This is a genomic window from Lysobacter gummosus, assembly GCF_001442805.1.
GTDB classification, from domain to species: domain Bacteria; phylum Pseudomonadota; class Gammaproteobacteria; order Xanthomonadales; family Xanthomonadaceae; genus Lysobacter; species Lysobacter gummosus.
On the sequence record NZ_CP011131.1, the window covers coordinates 1,461,690 to 1,480,124 of the forward strand.

The 18,435-nt window shown below is 67.3% G+C and carries 17 protein-coding genes; 8 read left to right on the forward strand and 9 right to left on the reverse strand.

Translation table 11 applies throughout. The features are described 5' to 3' along the window. Nucleotides 1–24: 24 nt before the first annotated feature. Nucleotides 25–489, reverse strand: coding sequence for a PIN domain-containing protein (locus tag LG3211_RS05975; RefSeq protein ID WP_057942017.1), 465 nt, complete (start codon nucleotides 487–489; stop codon nucleotides 25–27). 343 nt (nucleotides 490–832) lie between these two features. Between LG3211_RS05975 and LG3211_RS05980 the strand changes: the two genes are divergently transcribed. The 6 genes from LG3211_RS05980 to LG3211_RS06005 all read left to right on the forward strand — a co-directional run bounded on the left by LG3211_RS05980 (nucleotide 833) and on the right by LG3211_RS06005 (nucleotide 8,917). Continuing rightward, nucleotides 833–1,561 (forward strand): HpcH/HpaI aldolase family protein, encoded by a 729-nt coding sequence (locus LG3211_RS05980; protein WP_057942018.1) that lies wholly within the window; start codon nucleotides 833–835, stop codon nucleotides 1,559–1,561. Between the two features lie 173 nt (nucleotides 1,562–1,734). Further along, a complete protein-coding gene (locus LG3211_RS05985; protein WP_057942019.1) occupies nucleotides 1,735–2,940 on the forward strand; it encodes an ATP-grasp domain-containing protein in 1,206 nt (401 codons plus the stop codon). After that, nucleotides 2,937–4,772 carry an IucA/IucC family protein gene (locus LG3211_RS05990; protein ID WP_057942020.1) on the forward strand — a complete coding sequence of 612 codons (1,836 nt, stop codon included), beginning with the start codon at nucleotides 2,937–2,939 and terminating at the stop codon, nucleotides 4,770–4,772. The genes LG3211_RS05985 and LG3211_RS05990 overlap by 4 nt, the downstream gene beginning before the upstream one ends. Further along, nucleotides 4,769–5,947 (forward strand): MFS transporter, encoded by a 1,179-nt coding sequence (locus LG3211_RS05995; protein ID WP_057942021.1) that lies wholly within the window; start codon nucleotides 4,769–4,771, stop codon nucleotides 5,945–5,947. Before LG3211_RS05990 ends, LG3211_RS05995 begins: the two co-directional genes overlap by 4 nt. Continuing rightward, entirely contained in the window at nucleotides 5,925–7,694 is a 1,770-nt protein-coding gene (locus LG3211_RS06000; RefSeq protein ID WP_057942022.1) for an IucA/IucC family protein, read from the forward strand. The genes LG3211_RS05995 and LG3211_RS06000 overlap by 23 nt, the downstream gene beginning before the upstream one ends. Next, complete coding sequence (locus LG3211_RS06005) at nucleotides 7,691–8,917, forward strand: type III PLP-dependent enzyme (protein ID WP_057942023.1); 1,227 nt, start codon at nucleotides 7,691–7,693, stop codon at nucleotides 8,915–8,917. Before LG3211_RS06000 ends, LG3211_RS06005 begins: the two co-directional genes overlap by 4 nt. Here the strand turns inward: LG3211_RS06005 and LG3211_RS06010 are convergent. The 8 genes from LG3211_RS06010 to fusA form a co-directional block, all read right to left on the reverse strand. Then, nucleotides 8,907–9,614, reverse strand: coding sequence for a hypothetical protein (locus tag LG3211_RS06010; RefSeq protein WP_057942024.1), 708 nt, complete (start codon nucleotides 9,612–9,614; stop codon nucleotides 8,907–8,909). The two genes, LG3211_RS06005 and LG3211_RS06010, sit on opposite strands and share 11 nt — an antisense overlap. A 190-nt stretch (nucleotides 9,615–9,804) precedes the next feature. Then, nucleotides 9,805–10,326, reverse strand: coding sequence for a hypothetical protein (locus tag LG3211_RS06015; protein WP_057942025.1), 522 nt, complete (start codon nucleotides 10,324–10,326; stop codon nucleotides 9,805–9,807). Between the two features lie 148 nt (nucleotides 10,327–10,474). Next, nucleotides 10,475–11,107, reverse strand: a complete 633-nt coding sequence (locus LG3211_RS06020) for a LysE family translocator (RefSeq protein WP_057942026.1) — start codon at nucleotides 11,105–11,107, stop codon at nucleotides 10,475–10,477. 221 nt (nucleotides 11,108–11,328) lie between these two features. Further along, nucleotides 11,329–11,709: a thioredoxin family protein gene (locus LG3211_RS06025; protein ID WP_057942027.1), complete on the reverse strand. Its 381-nt coding sequence runs from the start codon at nucleotides 11,707–11,709 to the stop codon at nucleotides 11,329–11,331. A 79-nt stretch (nucleotides 11,710–11,788) separates the two neighbouring features. Then, nucleotides 11,789–13,060 carry a mechanosensitive ion channel family protein gene (locus LG3211_RS06030; RefSeq protein WP_057942028.1) on the reverse strand — a complete coding sequence of 424 codons (1,272 nt, stop codon included), beginning with the start codon at nucleotides 13,058–13,060 and terminating at the stop codon, nucleotides 11,789–11,791. A 31-nt stretch (nucleotides 13,061–13,091) separates the two neighbouring features. After that, nucleotides 13,092–13,463: a DUF4087 domain-containing protein gene (locus LG3211_RS06035; protein ID WP_222837579.1), complete on the reverse strand. Its 372-nt coding sequence runs from the start codon at nucleotides 13,461–13,463 to the stop codon at nucleotides 13,092–13,094. Between the two features lie 223 nt (nucleotides 13,464–13,686). Then, nucleotides 13,687–14,589: a tetratricopeptide repeat protein gene (locus LG3211_RS06040; protein ID WP_057942029.1), complete on the reverse strand. Its 903-nt coding sequence runs from the start codon at nucleotides 14,587–14,589 to the stop codon at nucleotides 13,687–13,689. A gap of 34 nt (nucleotides 14,590–14,623) precedes the next feature. Then, on the reverse strand, nucleotides 14,624–16,672 hold the full coding sequence (fusA, locus tag LG3211_RS06045) for an elongation factor G (protein ID WP_057942030.1): 2,049 nt from the start codon (nucleotides 16,670–16,672) through the stop codon (nucleotides 14,624–14,626). A gap of 414 nt (nucleotides 16,673–17,086) precedes the next feature. On the opposite strand from fusA, the gene LG3211_RS06050 reads away from it, so the two are divergent. Both LG3211_RS06050 and LG3211_RS06055 read left to right on the forward strand, forming a co-directional pair. Further along, the gene (locus LG3211_RS06050) at nucleotides 17,087–17,518 is read left to right on the forward strand and encodes an OsmC family protein (protein ID WP_057942031.1); all 432 of its coding nucleotides are present in this window, start codon (nucleotides 17,087–17,089) and stop codon (nucleotides 17,516–17,518) included. Nucleotides 17,519–17,685: 167 nt separating this feature from the next. Continuing rightward, the gene (locus LG3211_RS06055) at nucleotides 17,686–18,402 is read left to right on the forward strand and encodes an alpha/beta hydrolase (RefSeq protein WP_057942032.1); all 717 of its coding nucleotides are present in this window, start codon (nucleotides 17,686–17,688) and stop codon (nucleotides 18,400–18,402) included. Nucleotides 18,403–18,435 lie beyond the last annotated feature (33 nt).

Here is an 18,435-nt window from a genome sequence, read left to right on the forward strand (position 1 = left end):
GGCGGCCACGTTCTGGTCCGTCGATCAGCGATCCTCGGGCCGCAAGGTGCGCAGCGCCACCCAGGTGCGCGGCGTCATGATCTCGAACCAGCCCTCGCGCGCGGTGCGGCGGCCGAGCACGATCAGAGCGTGATCGCGCGTCAGCAACCAGCGCGCCCGCGCGGCCAGCGCCAGTTCGAGGAATTTCTGATCGTCGGCGTCGGCGCAGCGCGGCAAGGCGACGCCGTCGATGTCCTGCGGCGAATGCGCGTGCCCATGCAGCAATTCGTCGTAGTCGCGCAGGCACGCCGCGCGCATGGCCGGGTCGAGCGCGAGCTTGGGATAGTCGAGGATGCGCTGCCATTCTTCGCGGCAGGCGGTATCGGTGACCGCATGCAGCGAACCGTCGCGCAACGCCGCCAGCAACGGCGCCGCCGCCGGATCGCGGAAGGCGAACAGATCCAGGCAGACGTTGCTGTCCAGGACGATGCGCGGCGCGGAAGCGTTCATGCGTTGCGGTTGAGTGCGTGCATCAAAGATCCTTCCGCGCGCGCGAACGGCGCGGCCGGTTCGGCTGCGTTGAGTACACGAGTCTTGCTGGGGATAGCGTTCGTCACGGTCGAGTTGCTTCCTTCATTGCGGACGACCCATTAGATACGGGCGACAAACGGGTCGCTATTTTACCCGCGAATCGTTACACGCTGCCGCTCGAAAAGGCCCGGATTCGCCAGGTCCTGGGGCAAGAAAGTGTCTGTATTCAATCGATTAGGCCATTTCGTGATGACGAACAGCAATTGCGACTCATTCGCATTAACGATATGGTGCGACTCCCGCTCGCTCTGACGCCCCCGCCATGAGCCGTTACATCGGATTGCTCAATTCGCTGCCCGCGCCGTTGCTGTGCGAAATGATCGGGCGCGCGGGTTACGACTTCATCGTGCTGGATCTGGAGCATCTGCTGGTGACTCCGGATCAGCTGCAGCATGCGATCCGCGCCTGCGAACTCGGCGGTTGCGAACCGTGGGTGCGGGTGCCGGAAGTGGACGTGAAACTGATCGGGCGGGTGCTGGATGCCGGCGCGAAAGGCATCGTCATTCCGCGTCTGGAAACTGTCGATGAGGCGATGCGCGCGGTAAGCGCGGCGCGTTTTCCTCCGCTGGGACGGCGCGGAATCACCGGCGGCCGGGTGACCGGCTTCGGCCAGATCGGGCTGAACGAATACATCAAGACCGCGAATCGCCAAATCCGCGTAATACCGATGATCGAAAGCGCCGCCGGCGTGGCGGCGCTGAGCGAGATTCTGGCCGTGCCGGGCATATCGATGGTGCTGGAAGGCGCGCTGGATCTCGCGCTCGATCTCGGCTTGGGGCCGAACCCGACGCACCCGGACGTATGGACGGCGCTGCAGCGCATCGCCGAGCGATGCCGCGCGGCCGGCGTTGCGTTCTGCGCCAATCCGCGCAACGACGAACAGCGCGAACACTGGGAAAAACAGGGCATTACATGGTGGCTGGCCGGTGAGGACCGTGGCGTTCTGCAAGCCGCGTTGCGCAATCACTTGAGCGTGCTGCGCAAGAACTGACATCTCCCATCCGCGCAAGGAATTCGTGGCGATCGGGCATTCCAGACAGCGCCGGCTCGGTGTGGTGATCGGCCTTGTTTTGCTTTCCAGAAGGCTCGCTCGCGCTGAACAACCTGTTCGAACCGTATGCCGCGAATTCACTTCCTGACTTCTCCCCTCAAGGATCCGCATAAATGGACGCTAATCCCTTGGTGATCCTCACCCACGTCCGCCACCCCGCCGTCACGGAGGGATTCATCCCCGCCGCGCAACGTCTGGGGCTTCCGGTCGTGCTGCTCACCGATTGCCGCCTCGATCACCTGGAATACTTCAGCGCGAATCCCGAATTCGCGCCGCAGCAGATCATCGAGTGCGATGTGTTCAACCCACTTAGTGCGATCGACGCGCTGCGCACGCTGGACATTCAACCGGCGGCGGTGTTCTCCAACAGCGATCATCTGCAGACCTCCGCGGCGCTGGTGGCGCAAGGCTTCGACGTGCCCGGCAAGGATTGGCGCGTGTGCTACGCCGCCAAGAACAAGGCCGCCATGCGCAAGCGTCTGCGCGATCTGGGCCTGCCGACGCCGTGGTTCCACAGTTGGACGCAGGGCCAACCGTTGCCGGCCGACGCGCGCTTCCCCGTGGTCGCCAAGCCGCGCGAGGGTGTCGCCAGCCTGGACGTGCAACTGTGCGCATCGGTCGAGGAACTGCAGGCCTACGGGCAAAAATACTGGAGCCGGTTCCCGGGCCGCACCGTGCTGCTCGAAAGCTTCCTGCGCGGGCCGTTGTTCACTCTGGAAACGCTCAGCGACGGCCGCTGCACCCGCGCCGTCGGCGGATTCGCCGTGCGCTTGTCCGAGCCGCCGCATTTCATCGAACTGGAAGCGACCTGGAACGGCCCCGTCGGCCTGCGCCATCGCGAACAGGCGCTGGCGCAGGTGCTGGCCTTCGGCGTCGGCTTCGGCGTCTGCCACAGCGAATTCGTGCTGACCGAGAACGGCCCGGTCCTGATCGAAATCAACTACCGCAGCATCGGCGACGGCCGCGAGTTCATGCTCGACCGCTTGTTCGACGGTCGCTGGTTCGAACACGCGCTGCGCCTGCATCTGGGGCAATCGCTGGATCTGCAGGCATGGCAGACGCCTAAGCAAGGCCTGGTGCGCTATTACGTGGCGGGCAATGCCGGCCGTCTGGTGCAGGCCAGCGAGGATCGCACGCAGGCATCGCCGCGATCCCACGCCGTTTACCGCAGTTTGCGCAAGCAGGGCGAAGAAGTGCGCCTGAGTCAATCGAACAAGGACTACCTCGGCGCGTTGAGCGTTATCGCCGACAGCGAAGCGGATCTGGCGCAGGCGCTGTCCGTGGTGGAACCGCAACTGCACTGGGAAATCCGCGCATGATCGCGCCCTCGATCGTGCGCGATGCCGATGCCGACCGCGCCTACGTCGCCTGGCGCATCATCGATTGCTGCTTGCGCGAGGATGTGCGCGGCATCGTCGGCCGAGGCGGCGAAGCGGCTGCGCCGGCCGATGTCGTCCGGGCCTGGGGCGAAAGCGAGCCGCCGCAACTGTGGTGGCGCGTCGATCACCTCCCCGTCGGCGTGTTGTGGTTGCCGATCCGCCGCAGCGACGCCATGCAGAACGTGAGCGCGATCAGCGACGGCTGGGTCAGGCAGAGCGTCGACGGTGTCGTGCCGGAACACGGCGCCGATGCCTGGCTGGAGCTGATCGGCCGGGGCATGGACGAGGAAACCGTGCTCCTGCACCGCGCCTACGCGGAAGAAGCCGCCTGCGCCGCGCAGCACCGCGCCTTGGCGCGCACGGCTTACGAACACAACGCACCTGCGCTGGCGAACGTGCTCGACAGCGAAGGCTGGACCGAGCGCGCGCTGCGCATCGATCAGGTGGCCAGCTATCGCGACCATCCCTTTTATCCCACCGCCCGCGCCAAGTCCGGTTTCGATGAAGCCGCGCTGCGCGCCTACGCGCCCGAGTTCGATCCGAGCTTCGAACTGCGCTGGCTGGCGGTGCCCAAGCAGGCACTGACGCAGACCACGCCGCCGCCGGCATTCTGGCCGCGCCTGCGCGAGCTGGGACTGGCGGAATCGTTCGAGACCACGCATTCGGCCATGCCGGTGCATCCGCTGACTTGGTCGCGGCTCGACGAGTTTCCGTTGCCGCCCGATACCTTGCGCGCGCCGCTGGCGTATCTGCGCGTGCGGCCGACGCTGTCGGTGCGTACCGTCATGCCGGTCGATCACCCTCGCCAGCACATCAAGCTGCCCTTGCTGATGCGCACGCTGGGTGCGCTCAACCTGCGGCTGATCAAGCCCTCGACGCTGTACGACGGGCATTGGTTCCAGCGCGTGCTCAGCGAAATCGGCGCGACCGATCCGGCGTTGCGCGGACGTTTCCTGCATGTCGATGAAGCCCACGGCGGCCATGTCGATGAGGCCAAGCATCTGGCCTATCTGGTGCGCGAATACCCGCAATCCCTCGAAGGCGGCACGTTGGTGCCGGTGGCGGCGCTGTGCAGCGCGATGCCCGATGGCCGGCCGTTCGCGCAGCATCTGGCCGATCGCTTCCACGACGGCGATCTGCTGGCCTGGTGGCAGGACTACGCGAAACTGTTGTGCGAGGTGCATCTGCGCCTTTGGCTGAGCTACGGCGTGGCGCTGGAGTCTAATCAGCAGAACGCGGTGTTGATCTATCGCGCCGATGCGCCGCCGCGTCTGCTGATGAAGGACAACGACTCGGCGCGGGTGCTGCGGTCGCGACTGCGCTTCCGCTTGAGCGATGTCGATCGCCATGGCCCGTTGCGCGACGAGCGCATCGCGGTCGGCGACGACGATGCCCTGGCGCGCATGTTCTGCACGATCACCTTGCAGCTGTGCCTGGTCGCAGTGCTGGAGGGCGTGGCGGCCGGCGATGCGCCGTTGCGCGGCGCGATGTACAGGACGCTGCGCGAGGCGTTGTCGTCGGCGTTGCAGGGCTTGCAGGCCGAAGGCATCGACACCGCGCCGGCCTGGGCGCTGCTGCGCGCGCCGCGCCTGCCGGTCAAGTACCTGCTGTGTGCCGGCAGCCTCTACAGCAAGAAGGCCACCGGCGCGGCCGACATCAACAAGTTCTATGGCGACAGCGGTCCGAACTTCATGCTCGCGACCGCCGAGGACGACGATGGTGTCGTGCCCGCGCCGCGGACCGCGTCCGAACCTGCGAGTGAGGCGGCCTGATGCGCATCCTTGGTCCGGTTCTGACGGCGCACTATCTGGCGGCTTTCACCGCGTTGGGCCTGCCGATCTTCATGCCGCGGGTGCTGGCCGAACTCGCCCCCGGCGCGCCGGATTGGCTGGTCGGCGTGCTGTACGTGTTGCCGACGATCTGCACCGCGCTCACGGCGAGCGCGTGGGGCAGGTTCTCCGATGCCTACGGCCGCAAGCTGTCGCTGATGCGCGCGCAGGCGGGGTTGGTGATCGGCTTCGTCCTGGCCGGCACCGCGCCGAATCTCGCGGTGTTCGTGCTGGGCTTGATCGTGCAGGGCGCCTGCGGCGGATCGATGGCCGCGGCCAACGCCTATCTGTCCACGCAATCGCAAGGCGCGGCGCTGTCGCGATCGCTGGATTGGACGCAGTTCTCCGCGCGCCTGGCGATGGTTTCGGCGCCGCCGTTGCTCGGGCTGGTAACCGGCGTCGGCCAGACCTTGCAGCTGTATCTGTATCTGGCCGCATTGCCGGCGCTGGCGCTGGCGATCACGTGGTGGCTGCCCACCGACACGATCGCCGCCAAACCCAAAGCGAGCACCGGGCAGGGGCCGGTGGCGTTTGCCGACGATCGGCGCGAGCTGTTCGGCCTGTATGGCGTGCAATTCCTGTTCTGCTTCGCGATGGTCGTGACCTTCCCGTATTTCATTCCCTACAGCGAACGGTTGGGGGTCGGCAACGACAGCATGGCCGGACTGCTCTACAGCCTGCCGCACCTGGTGTATCTGCTGGCGATGCCGTGGCTACGTTCGCGCCAGACGCCGTCGCAGCGCAGGCTGTTCGGCGGCTTGTTCCTGCTTGCCCTGGCCTGCGCCGCGCATGGCGCGCTGCACAGCGCCGCGTGGCTGGCGCCGGTGCGGTTGTTGTACGGCGCCGGAATGCTGCTGGCCTTCAGCGGCATCAACCGCGCCTTGAGCGAATGCGCCAGCGGCCGTCCGGCCGGGCGCCTGTTCGGTACTTTCGATGCCTGCGGCAAATGGGCCGGCGCCCTGGCCGGCGTGTGCGCCGGCGCCCTGGTGCATCGCTATGGCTTGTCCATGCCCTTCTTCGTGGCCGCCGCGGTCAGCGCTCTGGCGCTGTCGCTGGCGGTCTATACGTTCCGATTCCAGACTCAGAGGCAACGTCATGTCGCGACAAACGATGCATGAACAGTGGTACGACGGCCAGGCCCAGGCCAACGCCATCGAATGCTGGTTGAACTGCTATCTGCGCGAGTTCGCCATGCCGCGCGGGGAAGTGGATTTCGATTATCGCGGCCAGGACCGGCCGGCGCGTTTCGATCAAGGCAGCGGCGCGTTGATCCGCATCCGCTTCGCCCAGGCCGGCTATCGTTTGATGGTGCGCGCGCAGCGCGGCAGCCGGCTGGGCCGCTGCGAATATGTCGGCTCGCCTTATCTAAAGTCGCCCGGCGAGCCCTGGCGATCGGCCGACGCGGCGACGTTGATCCATTTCCTCCTGGACCGGCTCGCGGACGAATGTGGCTTCAACCATGAGCTGCGGGTGCAGTGCGACAACAGCATCGCCGTCAACGCGCGCCTGCTGGCGCTGGCGGCGGATGCGCGCGAGAGCGGAAACGCGATGCTCGATGCCGAGCAGGGCATGGTGTGGGGTCATGCCTTGCATCCCACGCCGAAAAGTCGCGAGGGCATCGATATCGATCAGGCCCTGGCCTGCTCGCCGGAAGCGCGCACCGAGTTCCCGCTGTACTGGTTCCGCATCGATCCGCGACTGCTGCAGCGCCACGGTGCCGACGTTACCCAGGTGCTCGCGAAGCTCTCCGGCGAGGGCGATCTGTATCCCTGCCATCCGTGGGAGGTCGAGCGCGTCATGGCCAATCCGGTGTGGCAGCGCGCCCGCGCGCAGGGCCTGATCGAACCGCTCGGCCCGCTGGGCGAGGCGCTCGCGCCGACATCCTCGGTGCGCACGATGTATCACCCGCAGGCGGATTACTTTCTCAAGATGTCGATCCACGTGCGCCTGACCAATTGCGTGCGCAAGAACGCCTGGTACGAACTGGAAAGCGCCGTCGCCCTGACCGACCTGCTGGCCGGCGCCTGGGACGATGTGCGCAATCGAGCAGCCGGCTTCGACGTGTTGCTGGAACCGGCAGCGACCACGCTCGACTTCGCTGCCGCGGGCGAGGGCGAGGGCGATGAAGCCAACGTACGCGAACTCGGCGAGAGCTTCGGCATTCTTTATCGCAACAGCTTCCAGACCCTGGTGCTGGAACGCTATCGGCCGCAGGTGGCCGGCGCCTTGTTCACCCGCGACCGGCTCGGCAACAGCGTCTGCCGCGAGCTGGTCGAGCGTTATGCGCGCCACCACGGTGGCGGTTACAGCCACGCCGCCGAGACCTTGTTCGCGGCCTACGCGAAATGCCTGCTCGACGGCGTATGGCTGGCGTTCTTCAAGCACGGCATCGTGCTCGAACCGCATCTGCAGAACACCTTGATCGGCTTCAACCACGACTTGCCGGCGCGGGTGTGGATCCGCGATCTGGAAGGCACCAAGCTGGTCGCCGAACAATGGCCGCCCGAGCGGCTGCAGGGATTGTCCGAGCGCGCGCGCCAGTCGGTGCAGTATTCGCGCGAGCTCGGCTGGAACCGCGTCGCTTACTGCGCGCTGGTCAACAATCTGGCCGAAGCGATGTTCCATATCGCCGCGGGCGACAGCGCGCTGGAAGACCGCTTGTGGAGCGTGGTCGGCGCGCTGGCCGTGCATTGGCAGGAACGCTTCGGCCGTCAGCCGTTGTTGCAGGGTCTGGTCGAGGGCGACTGCCTGCCGAGCAAGAACAATCTGCGCACCCGCGTGTTCAAGCGCGCCGATCGCGATTCGGACTACACCGCGCTGGCCAATCCGATCCGCGTATGGGCTGCGGCCGAGGAAGCGGCATGAATCCGGCTATCGCCGCCGCCATCGGGCAACTGCGCGCGCAATCGAGCGACGGCGTCTGCGCCTACGTCTACGACCTGGCCTCGCTGCAGGCGCATGCGCGCTGGATGAAGTCCTGCCTGCCGCAAGGCTACGAACTCTATTACGCCGCCAAGGCCAATGCCGAGGCCCCGGTGCTGCAAACGCTGGCGCCGTGGATGGACGGCTTCGAGGCCGCTTCCGGCGGCGAGCTGCGCTGGCTGCACGAACAACAGCCCGGCCGCCCGCTGTTGTTCGGCGGCCCGGGCAAGCTCGACAGCGAGCTCGCTCAGGCGGTGTCCTTGCCCGATTGCACCGTGCACGTCGAAAGCCTGGGCGAACTGCAGCGGCTGGCGCGCATCGCCGCGTCGGCGAGCCGGACCGTGCAAGTGTTCCTGCGCATGAACATCACCGTGCCCGGCATCCGCGACACCCGCCTGATGATGGGCGGCAAACCGACGCCGTTCGGACTCGACGAGGATGCGTTGCCGCAGGCGGTGCAATGCCTGCGCGAGAATCCGCGGCTGCGCCTGGAGGGCTTCCACTTCCACTTGATGTCGCATCAACGCGACGTGGCCATGCAGCTGGAGCTGGTGCAGGCCTATGTTCGCACAGTGGTGCTGTGGCGCGAGCGCTACGGCCTGGACGTGCGCACGGTCAATGCCGGCGGCGGGTTCGGTATCGACTACGCCGACCACGCGAATTCGTTCGACTGGCAGGCCTTCTGCGAGGGCTTGCGCGAACTGTCGCTGCCCGAGCGGCACGGCCTGCGCATCCGCTTCGAGCCCGGCCGCTTCGTCAGCGTCGCCTGCGGGTACTACGTCATGGAAGTGATCGACATCAAGCGCAGCTATGGCGAGCATTTCGCCGTCGCGCGAGGCGGCACCCATCACTTCCGCACGCCGGCTGCGCAGAGCCACGACCATCCCTTCCATGTGCTGCGCGGCGACGGCGCGCCAACGCTGCTACAGGAGAAGGTCACCCTGGTCGGGCAGCTGTGCACGCCCAAGGACGTGTTGGCGCGCGGGCAGGCGGTCGAGGCATTGGCGGTGGGCGATTGCCTGGTGTTTCCGCTCGCCGGCGCCTATGCCTGGAATATTTCGCATCAGAACTTCCTGATGCATCCGCCGCCGCGGATGGTGTTCCTCGAACCCGGTGCGGTGCCGCCGACGATGCCGGCCTCGCATGAGGTTGCGCTTACTGCTTGACTTCGCGGATGTCGGCGCTGGCGATATGCCAGGCGCGTTGCTCGGCGCTGGCGCCGTCGACGACGGCGCGGCGCAGCGTGTAGCCGCCGACGTACTTGCGCTGGCTGCCGTCGCGCTGGGTCGCGGTGATCGCCACCGGCACTTCGACATAGCGCTGGCCGGCGCCGGCATCGACGCGGCCGGGCGGCATCACTTCGACCGATACGCCGGCGGTCTGGGCGAAGCCGTTCGCGAACTGCTGCGGGTCCTGGCCGCTGGCGCGGCCGCCGTCGGACCACAGCGTGTAGGCGTGGTCGAAATTCTTCCCGTTGATGGCGGCGTAGTAATCGCGGATCAGCGCGACCGCGTCTTCCGGCGTGGGTTCGGTGGCAGTGGCGTCGATGGGCGCGGCGTCGGGCGCGACCGCGGCGGGGTCCGGATTCGGCGCGATCTCGCCGGCGACCGGCAGCGGATTGCCGTTTTCGTCCAGCGCCGGAGCGGCCGGCGGCATTTGCGCGGGCGCGCCGACTTGTCCGGGACCGGGCTTGTCCGGCATGCCGGTCACACCGCCGCGGCCGCCTTCCGGCGCGGGCAGCGATTGCCCGGATTCGCCTTGCGCGTTCTCGCCCGCGGCCGGATCTTTGCCGCCGCAGGCGGCCAGGGCGAGCGAGATCGCCAGCGCGGCGGCCGGCAGAGTCAGCGGATGAAGTGAGCGCATGTGTGATCCATCGAACGGGTCGCGCCGCGCCGGGTCGGCAGCGCATGCGCTGAGTGTATAGGCGCGCTCGCAGCCTAGGCGATGTGCCGCAAGTCGGGCCGGGGCGCGCGCTCAGCTAGCTGGCTGCGCGCTGAGCCGCGGGCGGGTCGTGGGGCGCTACGGGCGGCTGGGGCCGGACGTCGGCGCGCGGCTACTTCAACTCGACCGCGATCGACACCGCGGTCAGTTCCCAATGTCGATCGACCGTGTTGCGCCGCATCCGGTACCAGCCCTTGTAACGGCGGCCTTCGCCGTTTTCCAGGGTGACCCGCAGATCCACCGGAATCTCCAGCAGTTCCGGCACCGGTTCCTGATCCAGCGGCTTGGGCGTTTCGTTTTCGATCCGCACCGCGCGCAGATTCTTCAGCGCTCGCAGATCGGATTCTTCGTTGCCGCGCGGCTGGCGCTGATAGGCCCAGTGCTTGCCGGCTTCCTCGCGCTTGCCGCTGCCCAGTTGCTGCAGATACGTATGCAGCACATCGACCGCTTCGACGTAAGCCTGCTGGCGTTGCCGCTCCAGCGCCTGGGCGCGCAATTGCGCGGCGGTGGGGCCGGACGCGGTCGTCGCGGTTTGCTCCGGTGCCGGCGCGGCGTCGGCATCGGTCTGGCTCTGGCGTTGGCAGGAGCAGCCTACGAAGGTCAGCGCGAGCAGGGCGGGAATCAATATGCGCATCGGTGCCGGTCCGGGTGGGGCGCCGCGCGATTCGCAGCCGCCTGCCGATGCTAACGGCTCGAGCCGGCGCTTGCGAACGCCGTGCCGACCGGCGGTGCGGAAAAACCGCCGCGCGTCACCCATCGCGGCCCGCGCCGCCGCGACCGCGTCAGCTGCGTTGCTGCACCGCCAGCCGCAGGCCCAGGGCGATGAACACGCTGCCGGTCAGGCGTTCCTTCCAGCGGCCGCCGCCGGCCTTGAAGCGACGGCCGAAGCGGCCGACCGCGAAGCTCAGCATCAGGCTGTTGAGCATGCCGATCATCGACAACAATCCGCCGAGCACCAGGAACTGCAGCCACACCATGCCGCGCTCGGGATGCACGAACTGCGGCAGGAACGCCAGGAAGAACAGCGCGACCTTGGGATTGAGCACGCCGGTCACCACCGAGCGCAGGTACACATCGCGCGCCGAGACTTGCGTGCGCACCGGCGCCGCGTCCGCTTCCTGCGCCGGCGCGCCGCTGCGCCAGGCTTTGATGCCGAGCCAGATCAAATAGGCCGCGCCGGCGTACTTGAGCACTTCGAACGCCAACGCCGAGGTCGCCAGCAACGCCGACAGGCCCAGGCCCGCGGCCAGGGCGTGGATCAGCGTCGCCGTCTCCAGGCCGAACGCCGCCTGCACGCCGCGCGAGGTGCCGCCGGCCGCGCTCTGGGCGACGATCCAGGCGGTGCCGGGCCCGGGGATGAACACCAGGATGGCGGCGGCGACCAGATACGTGGCGAGGGTGGCGGTGTCGAACATGGCGGCGGAATCGATCCAAACGAAGAAGTGGAGTCTGCTCCGAGCCGAAGGTTTCTCCAAGCCCGGCCGAGAACTTGCCCGAAAGATCCTGGATGTTCGGCTCCGTCGAACTAAATCGGAATCCGCGTTCGCGGGAACAACGAGCAAAACGCAGATGCTCGAAACCCGAGGTGATTTCGATCAGGTCCCTAGAACGACAGGCGCGGAACAAGCACGCCGCATCACACCGGCGCGTAACTTTCCCCGCGCAACTTGTCGATCGCAGCGATGAACGCGTCAGTCCCTGGCCATTGCCCGATCCGCCCAAGCTTCTTCGCCCCGCGGAACACCAGGAATGCCGGGATGCCGTGCAGGCCGAAATGGATACCCATGCTTGGGTCTTCGTAGACGTTGTCGTGCAGCCACTCCACGTCCGGCCAGCTGAAGCGCTCTTGCGCCAGCAGCATCTGGCCCTTGGCGATATCGCAGTTCGGGCAGTCCTTGCCCCACAGGAACAGGATGCGCAGTTGACCGTCCTCGGGCAGGAATTCGGCCAGCCGCGCCTGGCGCACCAGCTTCATCGGAAACTGCCAGAAAAACCGCGGATGGGTGGTGTCGGTCACGCGGCCATCCTACTCCCGGCGCGCCGAGGGTAGCCAGCGGCGCCGGGCCGTTCATCGCGACGCTGCGTTGCGCCGATGGCTACTGCGCCACCAGCCCGATCCCGTTCTTGCGGAACGCCGTCAAGGTCGCGTCGTAGATATCCGAAATGACGTTGTGCTGGCCGTTCTCCGGATCGCTGATCCAGAAATGGCCGTCGAGCTGGATGCCCTTGTCGTTGACGCCGGTGATGTACATGTGCGGCGGCGGCTGTTGCAGCACCCGGTCCTGCGCCGCCATCGCATCGACGAACAATTTGCGCGCCACGGCCAGGTCGGCGTCGCCCTTGACCAGGATGCCGCAGACCAGGCGCAGATTGCGGTCGGACCAGGACTGGTTGACGATGACGTTGCTGGTCAGGCTGTCGTTGGGGACGATGGCCTCCACGCCGTCGCGGGTGCGGATCATGGTGTAGCGCACGGTCATGCGGGTGACCCGGCCGACGATGTTGTTGGTGGCGATGTTGTCGCCGACCCGCACCGATTGCTCGAACAGCACGATCAGGCCGCTGATGTAGCTGGCGGCGAGTCTTTGCAGGCCCAGCCCCAGGCCGATGCCGAGCGCGCCGCTGAAGGCGGCCAGCGCGGTGAGATTGATGCCGCTGATCGAGAAGATCACCGCGGTCGCGCCGATCCATACCGCGACGGAGAAAATCCGCGACAGCGCCAGCACGAAATTCGGCTGCAGCGTGCGGCTGCGGCGCAGCAGGTTGGTGACCGCCTTGTCGCCCCACAACGCGACGATCGCGATCACCACGCCGACCACCAGCCCACGCAGCACGCCTTCGCTGGACAGCGCGATGCCGCCGAATTCGAGCTTGGCCGAATACATCTGCGCGATCAGCTTGCTGCGGTCCTTGAACACGCCGAACACCAGCGCCAGCCACGACACCACCGTTACCAGCCGCAGCATGATCTTCAGCAGCATGGTCGGCCGGAACAGCAGTTCCACCACCATGCCGAACACACGGATGATCACGAACAGGATGAGCAGGGTGCCGGCCAGGCCGATCAGCGGATTGTCGAGCGTGCCGCCGAACAGGCTCAGCAGGCCCAGGGTCAACAGCATCAGCAGCGGCGTGCACAGGTACTCGACCAGCGTGCGCACGACCGGCCGATGGTGGCCCAGCATCAGCTTGAGCTTGCGCGTGGCCAGCACGCCGATGATCAGCGCGGCCATCAGCGCCAGCGCGGTCACGATCAGATCGGTCGGATTGGAGACCACGTCCAGGGCATCGGACACGATCTCGGCCAGTTCCGGGTCGTGCTCCAGCGGCGGGCCGTGGTCGGGCGGGAGAGTGAGGTCGAGAGCCATCGGTATCGTGTGGGTTGAAGGGCGGGCGCGATCAGTCGCGCGGTTCGGCGAGCTTGGGATCGCGCCGGCATTGGGCCAGCGTCTTGCCCGCCGAGGAAACGATGCGCTTGACCTGCATGGTCTTGCGATCGGTCAGCACGCGCATGCAGGCGCAGCCGTGGCCGTAGCTGCCGCCGCCGTAGGACACCCACTGCTTCTCGGCGATCGGCGGCGGCCAGTCGCCTTCGGCCTGCTCGCCGCCCTGGGTGGCGATGATCCATTCGCCGTCGCGATCGATCAGCCAGGCGTTGGCCGGCGAGGGATTGACGAACCAACCGCAGCGATTCTCGACCGCGGCCTTCGCCGCAGCCGATTTACCTTTCGCCACGGCTTCCAGAACCGGCAAGGCGGCGACCAGCATCATCAACAAAATCGCCAGGCGCCCGACACCGGTCCGCCTCCGGCACGGCTCATGGCGATTGCGTTCGAATCGAGCGAGCGTCGGCATCGTGCATTCCTCCGTCGATGTCCATGGTAGTAACGCGGCTTCGTGCGCGCCGTGAGCGCGAGGCATCGAAGCCGGCTTTCCGAGCGTGGCGGCCGTCATCGGCCTGAGCGGCGATGCGGCCCGAGCCGATTGTCTGCGTTCAATCCGTGACGCCGGCGGCAAGAGAGCGGCGGAATTCGACCAGGCTGGCTTCGGGATGCTCGCCCAGCCAGTCGTCGATGGCCGCGCGGACCATGGACTCTTCGACCGCGGCCAGGCCGATCCAGCGTGTATCGCTGCTGTCGCCGACCGCCGGATGGTCGTGGGCCTGATCCGGATCGCCTTCCGAGCACGCCTTGCAGATGTAGCGCACCGATTGGGTCCAGTCTTCGATCTGCCCGCCGCCGCGATGGATGCGTTCGGCCAGCGTGCTCAGCAGCTCCGGCGCGGGCGTGGCGATCCAGGCTTCGAAGGTGGAATACGGCGAGGCCTGCCACAGCTCCAGTTCGTCGAACACCAGATATTCGTTCTCGCCGATCCGGCGTTTGCCGTTGGCCGCGCCGTCGTGCAGGACGATGTCGGCGTAGCGATGGCCGCTGCCCGGGAAGGGCACGTTGCGGATGCGACCGCGGGCCGGGTCGATGCGATCGCACCACACCACTTCGGCGTTGCCTTCCGGGTCGATGCGCACCGCGCCCAGGCTGCCCTCGATTTCGATCGGGCCTTCGCCCTCGGGCAGCGGAATGCCGTAACGCCGCCATGCCTCGCGCGCGCTGGGCCAATCGCGCAGCGCGGTCGCGGCGATGCCCAGGTTCCAGCACGCGCCCTCGTGGCCGCCGTCGCTTTCCAGCGCCTGCCGGTTGGCCGCCAGCGACTGCGCCCATTCGCCGCGGTACTTGTGCACCAGGCCGATGTTGAACCAGGGCACGGCCCAGGCCGGATCGGCCTGGGTCGCCTGCTCGTACCAGTGCAGCGCGCGCGCCTCGTCGCCGCGGTGGCTGAGTCGGTTGGCGTAGGTGTTGATCAGATCGGCGCGTTCGCGGGCGCTGCGCAGCTTGGGCATGGGTGAGAAGGGCGATGGACGAACGCGAACGGTATCAGTCTTCCTCGTGCCTGGGTTTGTAGGCCTCCACCAGTTTCTGCTGGACGTTGCCGGGCACCGGTTCGTAGTGGCTGAAATCCAGCGAATACCGGCCGCGTCCGGCGGTCACCGACTTGAGTTCGGCGGCGTAGCCTTCCAGCTCCGACAGCGGCACCTGCGCGCGCACCACGATCTCGCCGCCGCGAATGCTGTCGGTGCCGCTGATGCGCGCGCGCTTGCTGGCCAGCCCGCCGCTGATGTCGCCCATGTGCTGCTCGGGCGCGTTGACTTCCAATTCGACGATGGGCTCCAGCACTTGCGGCCGCGCCTTGTTGATCGCGTCCAGGAACGCCTTCTTGCCGGCGGCGACGAAGGCGACTTCCTTGCTGTCCACGCTGTGGTACTTGCCGTCGTAGACGATCACGCGCACGTCCTGGATCGGATAGCCGGCCACCGCGCCGTCGTGCAGTACCTGGCGCACGCCTTTCTCCACCGCCGGCAGGAACTGGCCCGGAATCGTGCCGCCCTTGACCTCATCGACGAACTCGAAACCGCCGCCGCGCGGCAAGGGTTCCACACGCAGGAACACTTCGCCGAACTGGCCGGCGCCGCCGGTCTGTTTCTTGTGGCGGTAATGGCCTTCGGCGCGGCCGGCCACGGTTTCGCGATAGGCGATGCGCGGCGGGCGCGCTGTTACTTCCACGCCGTACTTGTCTTTCAGCCGGTCGATGTTGATGCGCAGATGCAGGTCCGACAAACCGCGGATCACGGTTTCGTTCGTCTCGGTTTCGTGCTCGACCTGGAAGCAGGGATCTTCCTCGGACAGTTTGTGCAGGGCGGTGGCGAGCTTCTGCTCCTGGCCCTTGCTCGCCGCTTCCACCGCCAGGCCGAACATCGGCCGCGGGAAATTCAGCGGCGCCAGATGGATTTGGTCCTCGTCGTGGCTGTCGTGCAGCACCGCGTCGAAATGCAGTTCCTCGACCTTGGCCACCGCGGCGATATCGCCGGGAATGGCCTGATCGATCTCGACATGGTCGCGGCCCTTGAGCTTGAACAGATGCCCGACCTTGAACGGCTTCTTGCCGTCGTCCACGAACAACTGTGTGTCTTTCCTGACCGTGCCCTGGTAGACGCGGAACACGCCGAGCTTGCCGACGAAGGGATCGTTGACGATCTTGAACACATCCGCGATCACGTGCGCCTTGGCGTTGGGCACGGCCAGTATCGGCTTGGCGTCCGCGCCGGCGCCCTTGAAGAACGGCGGCGCGTTGGCTTCGCCGGGATGCGGGAACAGATGTTCGGCGACATCCAGCAGTTCCTTGACTCCCGCGCCGCTGCGCGCCGAGCAGAACAGCACCGGCACCAGATGGCCTTCGCGCAGGCATTGCTCGAAGGCCTGGTGCAGTTCCTCGCCGGACAGGCCGCCTTCGCCGAGGTCGAGGTAATGCTCCATTACCGTTTCGTTGATCTCCACGACCTGGTCGATGATCTTCTGATGCCAGTCGCCGACCGGGCCCAGGTCGCTGTCGCCGGAGGAGGCGCCGAAGCAGTCCACGACCCTGCCGCCGCCGTCGGCGGGCAGGTTCAAGGGCAGGCATTCGGGGCCGAAGGCGTCGCGCACCGCTTCCAGCGCGCGCGCGGCGTCGGCGCCTTCGTGGTCGATCTTGTTGATCACGATCGCCCGGCACAGGCCGCGCGCCTTGGCGTGTTCCATCATGCGCCGGGTGCCGTAGGCGACGCCGGTGTCGGCGTCCACCACCACCGCGACGGTTTCCACCGCCGCCAGTGCCGACAGCGTGGGGCCGCGGAAATCCGGATAACCGGGAGTGTCGATCAGATTGAGGTGGATGCCGGCGTGATCGGTGCTGGCGATGGCGGCGTCGAGCGAGTGGCCGCGTTGTTTTTCGACCGGATCGAAATCCGACACCGTGGTGCCGCGTTCGATGCTGCCTGCCGTCTGGACTGCGCCGCCGGCCTGCAGCAGGGCTTCAAAGAGCGTGGTTTTGCCGGCGCCGGGGTGGCCTGCCAAGGCCACATTGCGAATCGATTCTGTGCTGTAGGACATGAGCGGACTTCTCCCTGGACGTAAGGGTGCGAAGGCCGTCATGGCTGTCCGCGCTGCGCGCCCGAGCGTGGCGCTCGGCGGGCGGTCATGGCGGGCCGGCGGGTCGCCGGGATCCACAGACTCCCGCAGGCGGCGGGGTGGGTCAAGCCCGATGCTGGGAAGCGTGTGCTGCTTGGCGGTTAGGGGTGTTGCGGTGCGGCAGGGGAGCAGGAACGAGTTCGCGGGAGTGAGGAGTGAGTGGCCGACCTCTTTTGCAATGCACGTGCTGCGTTGCGGCAGAAAGACACGAACGAGCGCACAGGAGCCAGACGAACGCTTCTTTCTTCCACTCATTTCTCACTCCTGAGAACTCACTCCTGCTCTTAACGTCAGGCCGGCTACCCTAGGCCTCCCCTCATCGCACCGGAGCCACACATGGGTATCTCGCGTCACGCCACCGCGCATTGGGAAGGCGATCTCAAGAGCGGGCAGGGCCGCCTGAGCACGCCGCAGAGCGGACTGCTCGACAACACCCGCTACGGTTTCAACAGCCGCTTCGGCGACGAGAAGGGCACCAATCCGGAAGAACTCATCGCCGCCGCCCACGCCGGCTGCTTCACCATGGCCTTGTCGGCCAAGTTGACCGAGGCCGGGCATCCGCCGGCCAAGCTCGACACCCGCGCCGAAGTCGATCTGTCGATGGAAGGCGGCCCGACCCTGTCGCAGATCCGGCTCAAGGTGACCGCCGAGGTTCCGGGCATCGACGCGGCCAAGTTCCAGGCCATCGCCGAGGACGCCAAGGCCAACTGCCCGGTGTCGAAGGCGCTGATCGCGGTGCCGATGAGTCTGGAAGCGAAGCTCGTGTAACTGCCTTCTCCCGCTGGCGGGAGAAGGTGCCCGGAGAGCCTGCCCCCGCGAAGGCGGGGGGCGGATGAGGGCACGCGACAGCCAATGGCCGCCGCATCCGCAAAGCGCCCCTCACCCCAACCCTTCTCCCGCGAAGCGGGAGAGGGGCTCAGGACAGACACCCACGAATGCCTTCGCAGCCGCCGATCCGCCACGCCCTGCTGATCCACGGCGCCGGTGCCGGCGGCTGGGAGTGGAATGTGTGGCGCGATCTGCTGCACGTGCGCGGCGTGGACACGCTGGCGCCCGACCTGCAGCCGTCGCCGCAAGGTATCGAAGCGACCACGCTGGACGACTACCGCGACCAGATGCGCGCCGCGCTGGCGGCCTTGCCGCGTCCGCGCGCGGTGATCGGCGCCAGCCTCGGCGGCCTGCTGGCCTGGCTGTGCGGCGATCTGGCCGATGCGATGGTCCTGATCAACCCGCTGCGGCCGCAACCGTGGGCGTGGCCGGCGATCCCAGGCGCCGACGCCGCGGCGCGCCCCGCGCGCGAATGGCCCGACCTCATCGCCTGGCGCCGCCATGCGCGCCTGGCCACGACCCGCGCCGCCATGCCCGATGCCGACGAGGCCGCGATCCTCTACGCCCAGCGCCGCTGGCGCGACGAATCCGGCGCCGTCCTGCGCCGCGCCCTGGCCGGCGTCGAAGCGCCGCGGCCGGCCTGCCCGGTGCTGTGCATCGCCTCGCGGGGCGACGAAGACGTGGAACCGCAACTCACCGCCCGGTTCGCCGCCGCGATCGGCGCCAATCTGATCGTCGGTCCCGGCAGCCATGTCGGCCCCTTGTTGGGCCGCGACGCGGCGCGGACGGCCGCGCAGGCGGCCGACTGGCTGTCGGCGAGGTAAACGCCGCAAGCCCGCATCCGCCGCGCCTACCCG